Origin of the sequence: Mycoavidus sp. B2-EB (assembly GCF_014218255.1) — a bacterium.
Taxonomy (GTDB): domain Bacteria; phylum Pseudomonadota; class Gammaproteobacteria; order Burkholderiales; family Burkholderiaceae; genus Mycoavidus.
The window spans coordinates 1-18,746 of sequence record NZ_AP021872.1 but is presented as its reverse complement, the minus strand read 5'-3'; the positions used below and the strand labels follow the sequence as shown (position 1 = coordinate 18,746).

Genomic DNA, 18,746 nt, shown 5'->3' with positions numbered 1-18,746 from the left:
TCCTAATCATTCAATTCTGGAAAAGCCATCTGCTATGCTGTGAGCGCTGAACGCATCTGCGCTAGCCGTGTGCGCACCGAAGTATCGTGCACTTTATCGCCAACCGTGACACAAATGCCACCAATCAAAGCCGGATCGATTGTCACATGCGGCTTGAGCTTACAGCCAAATTTACGCTCTAGCGCTAAAATGAGGGTGGACAAAGTCTCGCCTTCAAGCGCAAAAGCACTGGCAATCAACGCATCTGCCGCGCCTTCGCTGGCATTTTTCAGCGCATCAAACTGCACTGCGATTTCATTTAAAGCATTAAGCCGGTGCGCGCCAGTGATGATGCGCACAAAGTTTTTAATCTGCCCAGCCGGTTCACTCGCCGGCAACACCAACCCTGACAACAGCAATTCGCAGATTTGCTCGTGCTCTATCTTAGGGTTAGCCGCTAATGCGCGGACTTCAGGCAAACTAGCAATGTGCGCCAATTGCTGCAACCAACTAGACCAGGCGGCAAGGTCATTGCCTTGCGCGACCTGGAAAAGCGCCTCAGCATAAGGACGAGCGAGGGTAGCAAGTTCCGCCATAATTAAAGCTCGGCTTTGAGCTGCTGCAATAATGCAGCATGCGCTTTACTATCAATTTCACGCCGCAGGATTTGTTCCGCACCCTTGACTGCAAGGTCAGCGACCTCATTGCGCAAGGTTTCACGCGCTGCTATAAATTGCTGTTCAGCCTGTGACTGTGCTTGCGCAATAATCCGCGCGGCTTCATTGTGCGCATTCTGCTTGATTTCCTCGGCGCTTGCCTGGGCTCGCTTTTCAGCGTCAGCAACACGTTGTTGACCTTGCTCACGCGCCTGCGCAAGAGCCTGCTCAACTTGTTTATTCACAACGGCCAACTCAGCTTTGCCTTTTTCCGCTGCCGCCAAGCCATCAGCGATTTTCTGGGTGCGCTCATCCAGTGCATTGATCAACGGAGGCCACACGAATTTCATCGTAACCCATGCGAGGATCAAAAACACCACCGCTTGCGCAACGAGGGTTGCGTTAATATTCACGATATGCCCTTATTATCCAAATACACGGGGATCTTTAGCTTGCTAGCGGCGCAAGTAACGGATTCGCAAAAGCAAACAACATGGCAACTCCAACGCCAATCAAAAAGGCCGCATCAATCAAACCTGCGAGCAAAAACATTTTAGTTTGCAGTGGGTTCATCAATTCTGGCTGACGTGCGCAAGCCTCGATATATTTACCGCCCATCAGCGCAATGCCAATACATGCACCAATTGCCCCTAGACCAATAATAATGCCGATCCCGATCGCAGTAAGTCCTTGGATATTGGCGATAAAAGCTTGCATGATGACTCCTTTATTTAAAATTTAAAACAAAAATTAATGACTATCGTGTGCTTGACCCAGATACACCAGCGTCAGCATCATAAAGATAAATGCCTGCAACAACACAACTAAGATATGGAATATGGCCCACAAGCTTCCGGCTAGCACATGGCCAGCAAAACCAAGAACCGAAGCATCTAAATTGAAACTCCACAAACTGCCAAGTAGCGCGATCAACAAAAACAACAGCTCTCCCGCATACATATTGCCAAAGAGCCGCATGCCCAGGGAGATGGTCTTAGCCAGATATTCGATAATATTGAGCAATAAGTTAAAAGGCCAGAGTGCAGGATGCTTACCAAACGGCGCTGACAACAGTTCACGTATAAAGCCACCCAAACCTTTTACTTTAACGCTGTAGTACAGAACTAAAAGCAGTACTCCCAGGGCAATCCCTAAGGTCGCATTTAGATCAGCGGTCGGCACAATGCGATGATTCGGGATCACGCCGGATAAGCCAAGCCAACTGATGATTTGCGCAGGTAAATCAACCGGCAGCAAATCTAGTGCGTTCATCAACGCAACCCAAAGAAATACCGTTAAGGCAAGTGGCGCAATAAAACGGCGGCTACCATGAATCATTGACTTCGATTGACTTTCGACCATCTCAACTAAGAGCTCGACCGCGCACTGGAAGCGGGACGGCACACCGCTAGTTGCCCGTCGCGCTGCACAATAAAGTATGCCAATCGCAACCAACCCCATTAGAACTGACCAGAACAGGGTATCTAGATGCCATACTGAAAAATCCACAATCGAAGTTTGTGGCTTATTCGAAAAATTCTGCAGATGGTGCCCAATGTACCCAGAGGGGTTTAGGGCATGAGTTGCTGTATCGGCCGTCATATCTCAAATTTACGTTTTTAACTCAATTCAACAAAATTCTCTGTGCGATTATCCGCACTTGCGTTACCTTTACCGTAAAATCAGAGCGACCCAATATGTTTTGAGCACAACAATGTAAGTTACCAGTAAAGCCAGCCAATTTAGAGCGGGAAGAAAAACCGCAGCCGCGACAAACAGCGCGATCGTCAGGCCAATCTTTATTAACTCACCCACCACCCAGCTTGCCACCGACACTCGTGCGCTTAAGCGCAATGCAAACAAAGCCGAGGGTATCCAGCCTATTGCGCCGCCGATTAAAGCAGAGCGCGCGGCATGACTTGGCTCACTAGCAAACACGCCCCATAACATTGCCATCGCAATGGACAAAGCTATTTGCGCTTGCACAACTTTGAATGGAGTGATCCGCATTGAGCGCTTCATTTAAACCACTAAGCGGAAGAACAAGAGGATACTCATCTGTTGCCACTTTTACGAGGCTGGCAGCTAAGCAAGACTGTACGCTTATTAAACAAACAGCGCCGGCAATTGTAAGCGATTCTTCGACAGAGCTCAAGTTTTTGTTACGGACTTTTATTATTGTATCTTTTATTGGCGCCATGCCATCCTTAAATTGAATTTGCGCTGTTCAGGAATATTTGTTGAGATTGTTCGCCAGTGTCCCAGAAGGCTAGATTTATAAAGTCCATACAGGATAACTAACGAGACAATCTTCAGATTGAGTCCATGAACTCACGGAAAAATTCTTGTAATAATCCACAAACTTTTATTATTATATCTTTTATTGACGCCATGCTATCCTTAAACTGAATTATGTTGTTTAGGAATATTTGATATTAACCAAACAAAGAATGTCATGAAGCCATCCCTAGTTTTAGCTTCCCACCGAGAAGCAATCCGTCTCGTAGTAGAATCTCACCGCGCCCGAAACCCTCGTGTCTTTGGTTCAGTTGCTCGTGGTAAAGACACCGAGAATAGTGACCTTGACATTTTAATTGATCCCACACCGGACACGACGTTGTTCGATATTGGAGCGATACGGCATAAATTGCTGCAATTACTAGGCATACCTGTAGACATACTTACACCCAAAGCACTGCCAGAAAAATTCCGTGCTAAAGTCCTATTGGAAGCAATCCCTGTATGAGTCGTGATAAGCAACGATTATCAGATTAGTTAGAAAATTTTTCTCAAGCTATAACCAAGACGCCCCTTGCAAAACCATCACTTTAAGAGGGGGGATGCGCCGCTAAGAAAGCTCTTGCTGCACACACGGAATTTCTGTAATTTTCTAGTTTTCCAGATGAACACGTAGGCGTTCGATAATCCCTTCAAGCGCATCAAGGCCACCAAAGTCAATGGTTAACTGACCTTGGCCTTTGCGCTTTAATTTGATTTTAACTGTCGCCGCTAACGTATCAGAGAGCTCTTCTTCAAGCCGTATCAGATCTTGCCCTTTTTGATGCACACGTTTAGGTGCCGCTAAGGTCATTGATTTAAGCGAAGCCGCTACCAATTTTTCAGCTTCACGCACAGATAGCCGACGGTTAACAATCTGATGAGCCAACGTGATCTGCGAGGCCGCATCCACGGCCAACAATGCTCGTGCATGGCCCATATCCAGGTCCCCCGCAACTAGCATAATTTGCACCGGTTGCGCTAGATTAAGCAAGCGCAGTAAATTCGACACCGCACTACGCGAACGGCCCACAGCTTGCGCTGCTTGTTCGTGCGTAAAATCAAATTCATTTAATAGGCGCTGAATTCCCTGCGCTTCTTCAAGGGGATTTAAATCTTCACGCTGGATATTTTCAATCAGCGCCATTGCCGCTGCCGCTTGGTCAGAAACCTCCCTGACCAAAACTGGCACTTCATCCAACCCTGCTAGGCTCGCTGCGCGAAAGCGGCGTTCGCCAGCGATAATTTCATAGCGCTCGCTATCTGCCAACGGACGCACCAGAAGCGGCTGGATTAAACCCTGGGCGCGAATGCTCGCGGCCAGTTCTTGCAACGCACTTTCATCCATTCTCGCGCGCGGCTGGTATTTACCTGCCTGCAATTGAGCAAGCCGTAGTGTGGTTGGCTTACCTTCTACGGGGGTAGCTTCAAGCATGCTAAGGTCCGCGCCAAGCAAACTGTCAAGCCCACGCCCCAGACCTTTTTTTCTGTTAACTGCGTTCATTTTGCTCTCTTTCACTTCTATTTTGCTCGAATACGCTTAATCATTTCCGCGCCAAATTGCATATAAGCTTTTGCGCCTCGAGAGCTTGGATCAAAAACAATACCAGGCATACCATGGCTTGGCGCTTCTGCTAGACGCACATTACGCGGAATAATCGTATTAAATACTTTACCCTCGAAATGCTGTTTGAGTTGATCCGACACTTGCTGTTGTAACGTAATGCGTGAATCAAACATGACGCGTAATAAGCCAATAATTTGCAGTTCACGGTTGAGATTGGCGTGTACACGCTTAATTGTATCGATCAAATCCGAAAGACCTTCAAGCGCAAAATACTCACACTGCATGGGGATAATCACGCCATTTGCGCAACATAACCCATTTAGGGTAAGTAACGATAAAGCGGGGGGGCAATCGATTAAAATGAAATCATATTCTGCCCGGACTATGGCGATTGCGGCGCCAAGTTGGCGCTCCCTTTGCGCCCGATTAACCAGCTCAATTTCCGCACCAGCAAGCTCACGATTGGCCGGCAACACATCGTAGCCAGCCGCCGCTGATTTTAAACGCGCCTCGGCAAGCGCAACGCCATCAACCAAAACTTCATAGAGCGTATTTTCGCACTGTGTTTTGTCAATCCCGCTACCCATTGTTGCATTGCCCTGTGGGTCAAGATCAATCAACAATACTCGCTGCTTCTGCTTAGCCAAGCTAGCCGCAAGATTAACCGAGGTAGTGGTTTTGCCAACCCCGCCTTTTTGATTTGCAATGCAAAAAATTTTAGCCATTGTCTCGTCTTTTACTTCAAGCTCCAAATTTGATCTGAACCAGATGTCGTTCTGCATTAAGAAATGGGACAGCAAGTTCAATACTATTAACAACCTTCATATCAGCCGGTAAGGCCGCTATTTCGGTGGTGGGTTGCACCCCCTTCATGGCCCAAATTGAACCGCCAGGGACCAGTAAATGACGGACCAGTGACACAAAATCCGCTAATTTAGCAAAAGCACGACAAAGGATCGTATCAAATGGCTGCTCAATCTCAATGCCTGGCCGCAATGATTCCACTCGACCGGTTACAACCGTGACGTTTGGCAATGAAAGCGTTGCTTTAGTTTGCAGTAAAAAAGCCGTTTTCTTTTGCACAATATCATTCAGCGTTATATTCCAAGCGGGCTGAGCGATAGCCAGCACAACTCCCGGCAAGCCACCGCCAGAACCCACATCAAGCACCTTCGATGGCGTGCAACGGGTAAGATAAGGCAAAATCGCTAATGAATCGAGTAAATGCTGAACCAACATCTGATATGGATCGCGGATTGCCGTTAGGTTATAAACACGATTCCACTTCGCAAGCAAGTCAAGATAAGCAAGCAAGCGCGTTTGTTGATCATCATCCAGCACAATACCTAGCGCCATAGCACCTTTAATAAGCGTATCAGCAAGCGCTGGTGAATTTATTTGCATAGTACGTTAATAAGTGGTGTTGAATGAATCATGGCGCTCAATTTACTGATCCATCGATTATGAATTATCACGTGTTTCAGTCGCATTGAATGGAATACCTTGATTCAATCTTTTTTTCAAATAAACCATTAAAAGTGAAATTGCCGCTGGCGTCACGCCAGAAATCCGAGAAGCCTGTCCTAAGGTTTCCGGTTGGTGTTGATTTAACTTTTGGCATGCTTCAAATGATAATCCACGCACCGTTGCATAATCGAATTGACTCGGTAGCGGGGTATTTTCATGCGCTTCATTGCGTTCAATCTCGTTTGCCTGCCGCTCGATATATCCCTGGTATTTAATGCTAATTTCTATTTGCTCTTGGATCTGTTGTTGTAGGTATTCATCATCTGCAAGGGGTTCAGCAGGCGCATAAGCGCTATCTTGTACCGTCATGAGAGCTGCATAGCTAATGCCTGGGCGTCGTAATAAATCGGCAAGACTATATTCGTGTTCGATAGGTTTACCTAACAATGAAGTCGCTGCTTCAGCGGGTAGCATTTTTGGCGTCACGTGAATTGATTTTAATCTTTCTGTTTCACGTGAAACCATTTCACGTTTACGGCTAAAAATTTCCCAGCGAATTTTGTCAACTACACCTAAATTCCAACCGATTTCAGTTAAGCGCATATCCGCATTGTCTTCCCGCAAGCTGAGTCGATATTCAGCCCGGCTTGTGAACATTCGATAAGGTTCACATACGCCACGCGTTACTAGGTCATCAACCAACACCCCTAAATACGCTTGATCACGACGTGGAACCCAAGGCGCCTTTCCTTGAACTTTAAGCGCTGCATTTATGCCAGCCAACAGCCCTTGCGCAGCAGCTTCTTCATAACCCGTAGTACCATTAATTTGTCCCGCAAAGAAGAGATTTTGAATGGCTTTTGTCTCTAATGACACATTCAAGCCACGTGGATCAAAATAATCATATTCAATCGCATAACCTGGCCGCAAAATATGCGCATTTTCTAACCCAGACATTGAATGCACAAGCTCTAATTGAATATCAAAAGGCAAACTGGTAGAAATTCCATTTGGGTAAATTTCATGAGTTGTCAACCCTTCCGGCTCAAGAAAAATTTGATGCGCAGCTTTATCTGCAAAGCGATGGATTTTATCTTCAATGGATGGGCAATAGCGCGGACCCGTTCCTTCAATCGCCCCCGTATACATAGGCGACCGGTCTAAACTTGAACGAATAATGTCGTGTGTGCGCTGATTAGTATGCGTTACCCAACAAGGTAATTGAGCCGGATGCGAGTGAGCATGCCCGATAAATGAGAAAGTCGGCGTCGGATTATCCCCCAATTGTTTTTCCAGCTTTGAAAAATCAATGGTACGGCCATCAATGCGTGGCGGGGTTCCGGTTTTTAACCGGCCTTGCGCCAACTTTAATTCTTTAAGGCGTGCAGAAAGCTGAACCGCAGCTGGATCTCCCGCACGACCGCCAGAATGATGAGTTAATCCAACATGAATTCTTCCATCTAAGAACGTGCCTGCGGTCAGTATCACTGACTGCGCGCGAAAATAAATGCCTAGCTGAGTTTGAACACCGGTTACGCGATCACCTTGAACCGTCAAATCTGTCACTGCCTGCTGAAACAAGCTCAAATTAGGTTGGTTTTCTAGCCGATACCGGATTGCTTGCCTATATAACAAACGATCTGCTTGAGAGCGTGTTGCTCGCACAGCAGGGCCTTTTGACGAATTAAGAATCCGAAATTGGATACCCGCCTCATCTGCCGCCAGCGCCATCGCACCACCTAATGCATCAATTTCCTTAACCAAATGTCCTTTACCGATCCCGCCAATCGACGGATTACAGCTCATTTGACCCAAGGTTTCAATATTATGAGTCAGTAATAGTGTGTTACAGCCCATACGAGCGCACGCTAAAGCCGCCTCCGTACCAGCATGACCACCACCAACAACAATGACATCGAATTCTGTTGGATAAAACATTACATTTCACACGCGGCTACAGCGCGAACCTTCAAAATTTATAGATTTTCATTATAACGGTTAAAGAAACTCATATAAACCCTCTTTTTTAGTTGTTGTTTCACGTGAAACGTTTCCACATTTACGTGGCTCAATTTTTCTATTCTATCCACGCCAAGCTGTGGATAAGTAGGCTTTAATCTTGAGGACATCTTGTGGACTGATTCTGGATAACTGCCACCATTTCCAAATTAGAAAAAAGTTATCCTTCTTGTCCACTTCTTCATACGATACTTTTTAGGCTACTTATACTAGTTCTATCTATTTGATTAGAAAAAGAATTCTTCATTTTTCCACAGAAAACTTAGAGTTTTATTGTTATTACTATTTATATATAAGAAACTATTGTAAGAATATAAAGAACCTAGATGATGCTACCCGAGCAGGTTAAATATTTAACCAAAATAGTTAAATTATTTGCTATGCGTAATACCCCAAATGGCAATGAGTCATCGTGATACTGCATTGAAGTTAAAAAACGCACGACTCTTCGCAAACATCACACCTTAAGTCGCCCATTTCCTTGTAATTTCTCTAGTGCTTTCTAAGCACGGTACGGTCTGTAAATCCTGCATGATCCGTAAAAAGATGTGGCACAATGAGGGTTCTCCAAGTGCATCAAACTATTTCTGTATTACAAAAATACAGAACTGTATCTTTTGATGCATTCGCTTAGCCTGTATAACGAATATGCGGTTTGTCATATGAACTACGCTAAGCGCTGTACAAGTACGTACATTCAAAGCTGCAACACCCTTTAACCAAGAAAAGGTTACTAATGAAATCGGCGTTTTCATATCTGCCTCATTGGCCACTCGTTCCGGACACAGTATTTTGGGTTGGGTTGACTCTATTGATGGCAGGCTTATGTGGCGAATTGTGCTGGAAGGCATGGCGCTTGCCACGCATTACAGGCTATGGCGTCATCGGCTTGTTGGCGGGTTCGGCAGGCTTTGGCGTGATTGATAACGCACTAGCCAATGACGCGCGATTTTTAATGGATGTTGCGCTTGGAATGTTACTTTTTGAATTGGGGAACCGACTTAATTTACGGTGGATTCGCACAAATCCATGGCTCATTGCAACCAGCCTTGCTGAAGCCACATTGACTTTCGCTACAGTAATAATTGCACTGCAGTTGATGGATGTTCCACTCATGACAACGACCGTAATTGCATCTATTGCGATCGCCACTTCGCCTACGATGGTGATTCAGTTAAAAACTGAGCTTAAAAGTGAAGGACAAGTGACAGAAAGGCTGCTTGCCTTGACAGCACTTAATAGTATGTATGCAGTGATCTTGCTAGAACTCGTGTCAACTTGGATGCACCAAGAGTATTATGGCAATTTATTTGCTACATTGACTGAACCGTTATATCTGATCTTAGGTTCGCTTGCTATAGCCTATGTGCTTGCGCGTAGTTGCCAGCGCGTCAATCTACACGATGAGCATTCGTTTGTTATCTTGATTGGGCTTGTGTTACTCGCAATCGCTGTCACGCACATGCTAGAGTTATCGACGCTTCTGGCTTTGCTCACAGCCGGTATTATTCTTAAAAACTTTGATCCACGTCCGCAGTTATGGCAAGCCCATTTTGGCACGGCTGGCTGGCTTTTAACGGTCGTCCTTTTTGTGATCACACTGATTTCATTCCAGTGGACCTACCTTGCGCTTGGCGGGTTTGCGGCGCTAGCAATGATTGGCGCACGGATGTTAGCCAAACTGCTTGGGGTTTTAGCTTTTGCCAAACCAAGCGGAATCAGCATGAAGCAAGGTCTAGCATTGGGTTTAACGCTAGCACCAATGTCGGCTTTTGCTTATTTACTCGTTGAAAATACTTATACTCTTTATCCAAATTTTGATCCGAACTTACGAGCAATTATGCTAAGTGCAATTCTTATATTGCAATTATTTACGCCACTGCTTGTATATTGGAGTCTATCGTTTATTGGTGAACGAAGACAGTAAAAAAGTATCCGAAAGGACTTTTTTGGAGGGTAGTTCTAAACAGGAGTTAGTTTTACGATGAGTCTTGAAACTTTTAATCCATCTAAACCGTTTACTTTTGGCATAGAGCTTGAGATTCAGATCGTTAATACACACGATTACGACTTAACCAAAGCAGCCTCAGACCTAATGCGCTTGGTTAAAGACCAAAAAGTGCCCGGCGATATTAAGCTTGAGATCACGGAAAGCATGATCGAGCTGGCCACAGGTATTTGTACTAACTACCATCAAGCATTGACGGATTTAGGCGTGTTACGCGATGTATTGGTGACGGCGGCTGAGAAGCTTAATGTTGGCCTTTGCGGCGGTGGCACTCATGCCTTTCAACAATGGAGTGATCGACAGATTTCCGATGAACCCCGGTTTCACTATATATCAGAACTGTACGGTTATCTCGCAAAACAATTTACGATATTTGGGCAACATGTCCATATTGGTTGTCCAGATGCGGATAGCTCACTTTTTTTATTACATTCATTATCACGCTATATCCCACATCTGATTGCTTTGTCAGCATCATCGCCGTTTGTGCAAGGTATGGATACGGGTTTTCATTCAGCACGGCTCAATTCTGTATTTGCTTTTCCAATGAGTGGACGCGCGCCTTTTGCGCTGACTTGGTCTGATTTTGAAGAATATTATTCGAAGATGATTAGTACCGGCGTGATTAAAAGCATGAAGGATTTCTATTGGGATATAAGGCCAAAACCTAACTTTGGCACAGTTGAAGTTAGGGTGATGGATACGCCATTATCAATCGAAAAAGCCGCCGCCATCGCTTGCTATATTCAGGCGCTAGCGCGTTATTTGTTGCTTGATAAACCATTAACGCTGCACGAAGACGATTATTTAGTCTATAACTTTAACCGGTTTGAAGCTTGCCGATTTGGCTTGGCGGGAATGAATGTCAATCCACAAAATGGTGAACGGCGAACGATAGCGCAAGATATTTTAATGACGCTAGATGCACTTGCTCCGCACGCGCAAGAACTCGATTGCACAGACGCGCTTGTAGTCGTGCGTAAGCTGGTGCAAGCACAAACCAATGATGCAGTTTGGTTGCGCGATATATATCGTAAAGAAAGTTCTTTACATGAAACCGTGCGCCAACAATGCCTGCTTTGGCGTAGTTAAGATCTTCTATAACAGATGGATTGTTGTGCATTATGTTAAAAGATTTATCGGATGCATAAAGTAAATAACTCATCGCTAGGAAAAAGGATACTTGGATGAGTACACGCAAAATTACAGTACGTCGCTCAGGGATACACGGAAGAGGAGTATTTGCGGTGCGTCGGCTCGTTGCAGGCGAGCGCATCTTTGAATACAAAGGCGAGCATATTTCATGGGATGAAGCTCAAAAACGTCACCCTTGGAATCCAGATGAACCTAATCACACCTTTTATTTTGCCTTGGAAGACGGCGATGTCATTGATGCTAATTTTGGGGGCAATAGTGCGCGTTGGGTGAATCATTCATGCGCGCCAAATTGCCATGCTGAAGAAGTTGATGGGCGCGTTTATATCTATGCGTCACGCGCGATCGAAGCTGGCAAAGAATTATTTTATGATTATGGGCTAGTCTGCGATGCGCGCCACACTAAAGCCTTGAAACTTGCCTATGCATGCCACTGTGGCGCGCGTAAATGCCGCAAAACCATGCTTGCACCAAAATGAACAATTCAGTACAAGAAGAAATTTACGTCAGTACCGACGTTGAAGCAGATGGTCCAATTCCTGGACCACACTCAATGCTTAGTTTCGCTTCGGCCGCTTACACTTCAGATAAGCGTCTAGTCGCGACTTTTAGTGCAAACCTCGAAACGCTGCCAGAGGCCACGGCGCACCCCGTGCAGGCCGCCTGGTGGAAAACACAGCCGCAGGCATGGGCTGCTAGCCGGCAGAGCTTACAAGCCCCTCAACAGGCGTTGACGGACTACGTTGCGTGGGTTGAAGCGCTGCCAGGTAAACCGGTATTCGTCGCCTTTCCGGCGGGTTTTGATTTCACCTTCATGTTTTGGTACATGATGCGTTTTGTCGGTCGGTGCCCGTTTTCTTGGTCGGCGCTTGATATTAAAACGCTTGCCTTTGCTATGACGGGCTTGCCTTATCGGAAATGCATTAAACCGCGTTTTCCCGCGCATTGGTTTGATCAGCATCCGCATACCCATGTTGCGCTGGATGATGCGATTGAACAAGGTGCGTTGTTTTGTAATATGTTGGCTGAGCTGCGGGCGCGGCAAGAGGACTGTAGTCCTAGCGCGGACGAATCACTTTAATACAATTACTGCAATAGTGTTAGTTAGTATTTACTAAAGTCGGAACCACTATAGCGGAGCTATTGTTTTTCTTAGCGGATAACGCTAGTTTCTCTTTCCCGTTTGGCCTATCTTATTAGATAATGGCCATGGGCTATAAAGCATTGCCTGGAAATGTGAGTGCTTTCTGATTATACTATGGCTATCTAACTTAAAGTTAAATGCCGAAGCACGCTTCTATTTTTATTATCCAATAAATCATAAAATTAATTTATTTTTTGATTAAATCCTCGAACAGATCAATATTGTGTATTTCAGAAATGTATGATAATTCCTTACATAACCTATTAAGGTTTGCGTTGCACTCATCATTCTTTACTAATAGTGAGTATTTTTGCAAGCCGAAGCAAAAAAAACGAAGTGTTTGACAAAACAGATAGACCGATAAGGATGCATTTTGAGACTTCAAATAATCCAAAACACATTTCTGAAGCTGCGCAGGGTATTTAGATATAGTACCAAAATTGAACATATCTTCGGACAAACAGTGTACCGAATCTGAGTTCATAGCATAAATTGTTCTATATGCTTTTACAGCACCACATTGCTTAAATCGCTCGAAGGTATTAGGCCAATTTGAGCATTTTTTCATTAGTGACGCATTGCTATTTTTTACAAATTTAATAAAATCAAACTTTTTCTTTGAGGCAAATATTTCTTCTGTAGTCCCAAATTCTTTTTCATGTTGAAACCAGAGTTCAGATTTTTTATATGTTGTCTCGATATAATTTCGGGAAAGTTGATTGGTTCTCTGGCTAGTGTCATCGTCTAATATATATATAAGATTTATTGCATGTTCAAGACTTATCCTAGCCAATGGACTAACTGAATAAAATAATCCTTCTTTTAAGCTGAATAGCATTGTTTGATGCATATCGCAGAGTGCATCAGTAATAATAGTAATTTGAATATTTTTTTGCGTAAAAATAGAAGCTCGATATTTATTAGTTCTTATTTTTTCTAATATCATTTTTGCGGAAAAAAATATATCTTCTAATTGAGAAATTTGTGCAAGGTGTTTCCAGTTTTTGGTAGCGGTCTCTTCAAATTCTATTTTGAGATTTTCCATTTCAGATTGATTTTTTGGGCTGAAGTGAAGGTCATTAAAAAAACACTCACAGCATATGTCGCGTTGTAAGCACAAAGCGACACTGCGCTAGCTACTAAAATGCAGAAGTAAACTCGAGCTTCGCAGCCCCCGACAATGAGGGCTGCTTTTGGTTTAATCTCCAGCACAAGCCCGCTCTTTGACATTTAAAAAACCCATTTACATATCAACCAATCGTATCAATATTCCGAGCCCGTAACGCATTCGTCTCAATAAACGCACGCCGTGGCTCAACTTCATCGCCCATTAACGTCGTAAAGATAGTATCGGCCGCAATCGCGTCTTCAAGCTGCACGCGTAAAAGACGTCGTACATTAGGATCCATCGTAGTTTCCCACAGCTGACTTGGATTCATTTCACCCAGACCTTTGTAGCGTTGTTTGCTAACGTTGCGTTCAGCATCGCTAAAGAGCCATTTCATCGCACTTTTAAAATCATGCACAGCGACGCTGCGTTCGCCACGCTTAATAAACGCACCCTTGTTAATTAAGCCTTTAAACGTTTGTGCAGTCGTTTGTAATTGCTGAAAATCAGCCGTGGCTAAAAACTCTTCATCAATCACGCTGACTTTTAGATTGCCATGATGGCTGCGTTCGATGCGTAGTGAATGAGATTCAAGGGTCTCATCATAAATCGGACGCACGCGAATTTCAGGCTTAAGTGGCTCGGCGCGTAATGCCGCTTCGAGCATTTCTGCGCTGGTTTGAGCAGAGGTTAATGAAGATAAGTTAATCTCAACGCCATCCATAATGGCTTCTAGCGCGCCTGTGTCGATCATTTGGCGCAAACGGTCAATCACTGCTTCAGCGAGTAAATAAGAGCGTGTCAGCTCGCCTAGCGTATCTCCTGTAAGGGGTTCAGCGCCTTCTGCAGGCACCAGCTCAGCCCCTTGTAAAGCAAGCCGCAGCATATGTTGGTTTAACTCGTGGTTGTCTTTCAAGTAACGCTCTTCTTTACCGTGTTTAATTTTGTAAAGCGGAGGTTGTGCAATATAGATATAGCCACGTTCGATCATATCTGGCATCTGCCGGTAAAAGAACGTAAGAAGCAAGGTGCGGATATGCGCGCCATCTACATCCGCATCGGTCATGATGATAATGCGGTGATAACGTAGTTTATCGAGGTTATAGTCTTCTTTGCCGATACCGCAGCCGAGCGCCGTGATCAGAATTACGATTTGTTCTGAGGATAATAGTTTGTCGAAGCGCGCTCTTTCGACATTAAGCACTTTACCGCGCAACGGTAAGATGGCTTGAAATTTACGGTCACGCCCTTGCTTAGCGGAGCCGCCTGCCGAGTCTCCCTCAACAATATAGATCTCTGATTTGGCTGGGTCCCGTTCTTGGCAGTCAGCCAGTTTGCCAGGTAAGCCGCCGCCTTCTAAAATTCCTTTGCGGCGCGTCATGTCGCGGGCTTTACGCGCTGCTTCACGGGCACGCGCTGCTTCAAGAATCTTGCCGCAAATGATTTTTGCATCATTTGGCGTTTCCAGCAAAAAGGCTTCGAGCGCTTTGGCAACTAATTCTTCGACGGGTGCTCGCACTTCTGACGAAACCAGTTTATCTTTGGTTTGCGAACTGAATTTGGGCTCAGGGACTTTCACCGATAAGACACAGGTGAGACCTTCGCGCATATCGTCGCCGGAGGTTTCGGTTTTATTTTTCTTGGTTTGATCGTGGCCCTCAATATATTTGTTGAGGACGCGCGTCATAGCGGCCCGTAAACCCGTTAAATGTGCACCGCCGTCGCGTTGCGGGATATTGTTGGTGAAGCACTGTACATTTTCGTTATAGCTGTCATTCCACTGCATGGCTACTTCGACGCTCACATTCTCTTTTTCACCGACCGCATAAAAAATCGTTGGATGCAGAGTTTGCTTTGACTTATTAATATATTCAACAAAGCCTTTCACCCCGCCTGAAAAAGCAAAGTCATCTTCTTTACCCGTGCGCAGATCCGTGAGCCGGATAGACACGCCATTATTTAAGAAAGAAAGCTCGCGGATGCGTTTGGCTAAAATGTCGTAATGGAATTCAATATCTTTAAAGATTTCTTCGTCGGCTAAAAAGTGTACTTCTGTGCCGCGTTGCTCGGTGGCGCCAATCACGGAAATTGGGGAGACGGGTTCGCCGTTGATCTGTTCGATAACCCGATTTTGTGCAACTCCGCGGTGAAATTCCATCAGATGTTTTTTGCCATCGCGGCGAATGACCAAGCGCAGCCATTTCGATAAGGCATTGACACACGATACGCCAACGCCGTGTAAGCCGCCCGAGACTTTATAGCTATTTTGGTCGAATTTGCCGCCAGCATGCAGTTCAGTCATAACAATTTCAGCCGCGCTACGCTTAGGATCATGCTTATCATTGAACTTTATATCAGTCGGGATGCCGCGGCCATTGTCGGTGACGGAAATGGAATTATCCGTATGAATGGTGACATGAATGTCGTCGCAATGCCCGGCTAATGCTTCATCGATCGCGTTGTCGAGCACCTCAAATACCAAGTGATGCAGGCCAGTGCCGTCTGAAGTATCACCAATATACATTCCGGGCCGTTTGCGGACAGCTTCTAGGCCTTCAAGAATTTGGATTGACGAGGCTCCATAGCTGGTGTCGGATTGCGGTTTTTGCTGATCGGTCATGAAATTCTTCCAGTTTTTCTGGCGTGTTAAAAACGGCAAAGGGGCGCATGGCCCCTGGTGTAATAATCTCTGTGTCTGCGCTTAAATTCGCATGGGCATGACGACATATTTGAAATCTTCATTGCCTGGAATGGTGAGAAGCACACTAGAGTTCGAGTTTTCCAAGCTAAATTGCAGCGTATCCGCTTTCACATTGGAGAGTACGTCAAGCAAATAGGTGACGTTAAACCCGATATCCGCAGAGACGCCATCATAGGCGATTTCCAGCTCTTCTTGAGCTTCTTCTTGCTCTGCATTGCTTGAAGTGATTTTTAGTTGGCCCGGCGCAATGAGGCAACGCACGCCTTTAAATTTGTCCGAGGTCAAAATAGCGGCGCGCATCAATGCCTGTTGGAATTCGTCGCGGCCGATGGTGAAGTGATGGGTATAGCCTTTGGGAATGACACGCTGGAAATCGGGGAATTTACCCTCAACCAATTTAGAAATCAACTCAATTTGACTAAAAGTAAAGCGCGCCTGGGTTGGGGCAAGATCGATACAAAGCGTTTCGTCGCTATCTTCAAGTAAACGCTGTAACTCGAGAATGGTTTTGCGTGGAATAATGACTTCTTGCCGCGCGCATGAGCTATCCACTGAAGTTGAAGCAAACGCTAGGCGATGGCCGTCGGTCGCCACGGCCATCAGTTGCTGACCATCAATGATGAGCAACATTCCGTTTAAATAATAACGGATGTCTTGTTGGGCCATCGCGAAGTGTACATAGCCGAGCAATTGCCGAAAGGCTTTTTGGCTAATCGTGACGCTTGCCTCAAACGGCTGGCTTTGCGTAATCGTTGGGAACTCGCTTGCGGCAAGTGTTTGCAGCGCAAAACGGCTTTTGCCGGAGTGTACGGTTAAGCGTTTGTCAGAGAGGCTTAAGCTGACTTCTCCCGCAGGCATGGCGCGCAGGATGTCAACCAATTTAAGCGCCGCGACCGTGGTAGCGGCTTGCTCTTGGCCAGAACTTAAATCGGCGCGGGTGGTGATCTGTAACTCAAGATCCGTAGACAAAAATGAAACCTCGGAACCCTGTTTAGTAATCAGGAGATTAGTCAAAATGGGCAGAGTCGTATTATTGCGACGTTTAACTACGCCGCTGACCGCTTGCAGTGGGCGCAAAAGCTGATCTCGTTCGGTTTTAACCAATTGCATACATATCCTTTTTAACTTAAACAGGTTGCGCTGTGCTTGAAATAAGCGCTGATATGTTTTCTATTTAAATGGGTACAGAAAAACCTATATTGTGCCTGAAAAATCACCCTTTCAGGGTTTGTTCTAAAACGTGCAGTTCACGGTTGAGGAGCGCATCTTTGCTCCGCGCGTCCGCAATTTTGCGCACCGCGTGCAAAACCGTGGTGTGATCGCGCCCCCCAAAGAGCTCACCAATTTCGGGCAGACTCTTTTGGGTGAGTTCTTTCGCTAGATACATTGCAATTTGGCGCGAGCGTGCAATATCCGCGGGCCGTTTTTTTGAATACATGTCCGCGATTTTTATGCCATAACGGTCAGCGACCGTCCTCTGGATATTTTCAACAGAGATTTGCCGATTTTGTACCGTGAGCAAATCTTTAAGTGCTTCTTTAGTCAGCTCAATCGTAATTTCGCGCCCATGGAATCTTGCATAGGCGAGGATTTTGCGCAAAGCACCTTCAAGTTCACGTACATTTGAGCGTAAATGTTTAGCAACAAAAAACGCTACATCCTCTGATAGGCCAACCACGCCCTCTAACAGCGCCTTACGCAGCAAAATAGCCACGCGCATTTCGAGCTCAGGCGGTTCAATGGCTACCGTTAAGCCGGAATCAAAGCGTGAAATCAGCCGATCATCTATGCCGGAAATTTCTTTGGGATAGGTGTCGCTGGTGATAATAACTTGCCCTTTATTGGCGACAAGCGCTTCAAAAGCATAGAAAAACTCTTCCTGGGTGCGCGATTTACCAGAAAAAAATTGAATATCATCAATCAGCAAAAGATCAAGCGAGTGATAATAACGCTTGAACTCGTCGAAGGCTTTGCGTTGGTAAGCTTTTACCACGTCTGATACATATTGCTCTGCGTGAATGTAGCGAATGCGTGCGCCCAGTTTCTGTTGTCTGAGCTGGTTACCAATCGCATGAATTAGATGAGTTTTGCCTAGACCTACGCCACCATATAGAAAAAGCGGATTATAAGAAACCCCGGGGTTATCGGCGACTTGAATCGCGGCTGCGCGCGCAAGCTGATTGGCTTTACCTGTGACAAAATTTTCAAAGGTGAGCATAGGGTTAAGCTTGGAACGCTCCTGCGTGTCGCTGCCCGCAATCATGGGTAAGGTGCCTGAGCGCTCCGCGTCGCCGTCTCTGCTCATCGGCGCAGGGTTGGATAAAGTGATTGGAGCGGAGGAGGCCGCCTCTGCGCGAGGTATAGAACTGGAATCGGACACACCAGCGCTCGCTATGGGGTTTCCGTTTGGGCGTCCAGCTTTGGGATCAAGGACAAACTGCACGGCTATTGGCTTACGCCAAAAATTGCATGCTATATCAGTAATTCGACCAGAAAATTGGTTTTTGACCCAATCGAGCTTAAAGCGATTTGGCGCAGCAATGCGCAAAATGTTGGCCTCAGTATCAAATTCAAGCAAAGAGAGTGGCTTGATCCAAGTCAGATATTGCTGGGAGGGAAGCTCTTGCTCCAGTAGGGTGGAGCATTGTTGCCAAAAATCTTTCAT

The 18,746-nt window shown here is 45.6% G+C and carries 18 protein-coding genes; 5 read left to right on the top strand and 13 right to left on the bottom strand.

All coding sequences use genetic code 11. The features are described from left to right. Positions 1-32: 32 nt before the first annotated feature. The 5 genes from MPB2EB_RS00090 to MPB2EB_RS00070 all read right to left on the bottom strand — a co-directional run bounded on the left by MPB2EB_RS00090 (position 33) and on the right by MPB2EB_RS00070 (position 2,645). Positions 33-575, bottom strand: a complete 543-nt coding sequence (locus MPB2EB_RS00090; RefSeq protein WP_185181885.1) for a F0F1 ATP synthase subunit delta — start codon at positions 573-575, stop codon at positions 33-35. Positions 576-577: 2 nt separating this feature from the next. Continuing rightward, on the bottom strand, positions 578-1,048 hold the full coding sequence (locus MPB2EB_RS00085; RefSeq protein ID WP_185181884.1) for a F0F1 ATP synthase subunit B: 471 nt from the start codon (positions 1,046-1,048) through the stop codon (positions 578-580). A 34-nt stretch (positions 1,049-1,082) separates the two neighbouring features. Continuing rightward, entirely contained in the window at positions 1,083-1,352 is a 270-nt protein-coding gene (gene atpE / locus MPB2EB_RS00080) for a F0F1 ATP synthase subunit C (RefSeq protein WP_185181883.1), read from the bottom strand. 33 nt (positions 1,353-1,385) lie between these two features. After that, on the bottom strand, positions 1,386-2,237 hold the full coding sequence (atpB, locus tag MPB2EB_RS00075; RefSeq protein ID WP_185181882.1) for a F0F1 ATP synthase subunit A: 852 nt from the start codon (positions 2,235-2,237) through the stop codon (positions 1,386-1,388). 69 nt (positions 2,238-2,306) lie between these two features. Then, positions 2,307-2,645 carry an ATP synthase subunit I gene (locus MPB2EB_RS00070; protein ID WP_232534443.1) on the bottom strand — a complete coding sequence of 113 codons (339 nt, stop codon included), beginning with the start codon at positions 2,643-2,645 and terminating at the stop codon, positions 2,307-2,309. 445 nt (positions 2,646-3,090) lie between these two features. Between MPB2EB_RS00070 and MPB2EB_RS00065 the strand changes: the two genes are divergently transcribed. Continuing rightward, positions 3,091-3,381, top strand: a complete 291-nt coding sequence (locus tag MPB2EB_RS00065; RefSeq protein ID WP_185181880.1) for a nucleotidyltransferase family protein — start codon at positions 3,091-3,093, stop codon at positions 3,379-3,381. Positions 3,382-3,525: 144 nt separating this feature from the next. Here the strand turns inward: MPB2EB_RS00065 and MPB2EB_RS00060 are convergent, their stop codons facing one another. From MPB2EB_RS00060 to mnmG, 4 genes are read right to left on the bottom strand one after another with little or no spacing between them, the layout of a single operon-like run. Beyond that, entirely contained in the window at positions 3,526-4,416 is an 891-nt protein-coding gene (locus tag MPB2EB_RS00060) for a ParB/RepB/Spo0J family partition protein (RefSeq protein WP_185181879.1), read from the bottom strand. A gap of 17 nt (positions 4,417-4,433) precedes the next feature. Beyond that, positions 4,434-5,204 (bottom strand): ParA family protein, encoded by a 771-nt coding sequence (locus tag MPB2EB_RS00055; RefSeq protein WP_185181878.1) that lies wholly within the window; start codon positions 5,202-5,204, stop codon positions 4,434-4,436. Positions 5,205-5,220: 16 nt separating this feature from the next. Next, positions 5,221-5,883 (bottom strand): 16S rRNA (guanine(527)-N(7))-methyltransferase RsmG, encoded by a 663-nt coding sequence (gene rsmG, locus MPB2EB_RS00050; RefSeq protein WP_185181877.1) that lies wholly within the window; start codon positions 5,881-5,883, stop codon positions 5,221-5,223. A gap of 57 nt (positions 5,884-5,940) precedes the next feature. Continuing rightward, on the bottom strand, positions 5,941-7,884 hold the full coding sequence (mnmG, locus tag MPB2EB_RS00045) for a tRNA uridine-5-carboxymethylaminomethyl(34) synthesis enzyme MnmG (RefSeq protein WP_185181876.1): 1,944 nt from the start codon (positions 7,882-7,884) through the stop codon (positions 5,941-5,943). An 817-nt stretch (positions 7,885-8,701) separates the two neighbouring features. On the opposite strand from mnmG, the gene MPB2EB_RS00040 reads away from it, so the two are divergent. The 4 genes from MPB2EB_RS00040 (at position 8,702) to MPB2EB_RS00025 (ending at position 12,209) form a co-directional block, all read left to right on the top strand. Beyond that, a complete protein-coding gene (locus MPB2EB_RS00040; protein ID WP_185181875.1) occupies positions 8,702-9,892 on the top strand; it encodes a cation:proton antiporter in 1,191 nt (396 codons plus the stop codon). Between the two features lie 57 nt (positions 9,893-9,949). After that, on the top strand, positions 9,950-11,065 hold the full coding sequence (locus tag MPB2EB_RS00035) for a YbdK family carboxylate-amine ligase (RefSeq protein WP_185181874.1): 1,116 nt from the start codon (positions 9,950-9,952) through the stop codon (positions 11,063-11,065). A 95-nt stretch (positions 11,066-11,160) separates the two neighbouring features. Next, entirely contained in the window at positions 11,161-11,607 is a 447-nt protein-coding gene (locus MPB2EB_RS00030; RefSeq protein ID WP_185181873.1) for an SET domain-containing protein, read from the top strand. Then, on the top strand, positions 11,604-12,209 hold the full coding sequence (locus MPB2EB_RS00025) for an exonuclease (protein WP_185181872.1): 606 nt from the start codon (positions 11,604-11,606) through the stop codon (positions 12,207-12,209). The genes MPB2EB_RS00030 and MPB2EB_RS00025 overlap by 4 nt, the downstream gene beginning before the upstream one ends. 250 nt (positions 12,210-12,459) lie before the next feature. Here MPB2EB_RS00025 and MPB2EB_RS00020 read toward each other — a convergent pair whose 3' ends face one another. From MPB2EB_RS00020 to dnaA, 4 genes are all read right to left on the bottom strand, one after another. Next, positions 12,460-13,317 (bottom strand): DUF5677 domain-containing protein, encoded by an 858-nt coding sequence (locus tag MPB2EB_RS00020; RefSeq protein ID WP_185181871.1) that lies wholly within the window; start codon positions 13,315-13,317, stop codon positions 12,460-12,462. A 205-nt stretch (positions 13,318-13,522) separates the two neighbouring features. After that, a complete protein-coding gene (gene gyrB, locus MPB2EB_RS00015) occupies positions 13,523-16,000 on the bottom strand; it encodes a DNA topoisomerase (ATP-hydrolyzing) subunit B (RefSeq protein ID WP_185181870.1) in 2,478 nt (825 codons plus the stop codon). 81 nt (positions 16,001-16,081) lie between these two features. Continuing rightward, the gene (dnaN, locus tag MPB2EB_RS00010) at positions 16,082-17,191 is read right to left on the bottom strand and encodes a DNA polymerase III subunit beta (RefSeq protein WP_185181869.1); all 1,110 of its coding nucleotides are present in this window, start codon (positions 17,189-17,191) and stop codon (positions 16,082-16,084) included. Positions 17,192-17,294: 103 nt separating this feature from the next. Further along, positions 17,295-18,746 (bottom strand): chromosomal replication initiator protein DnaA, encoded by a 1,452-nt coding sequence (gene dnaA / locus MPB2EB_RS00005; RefSeq protein ID WP_185181868.1) that lies wholly within the window; start codon positions 18,744-18,746, stop codon positions 17,295-17,297.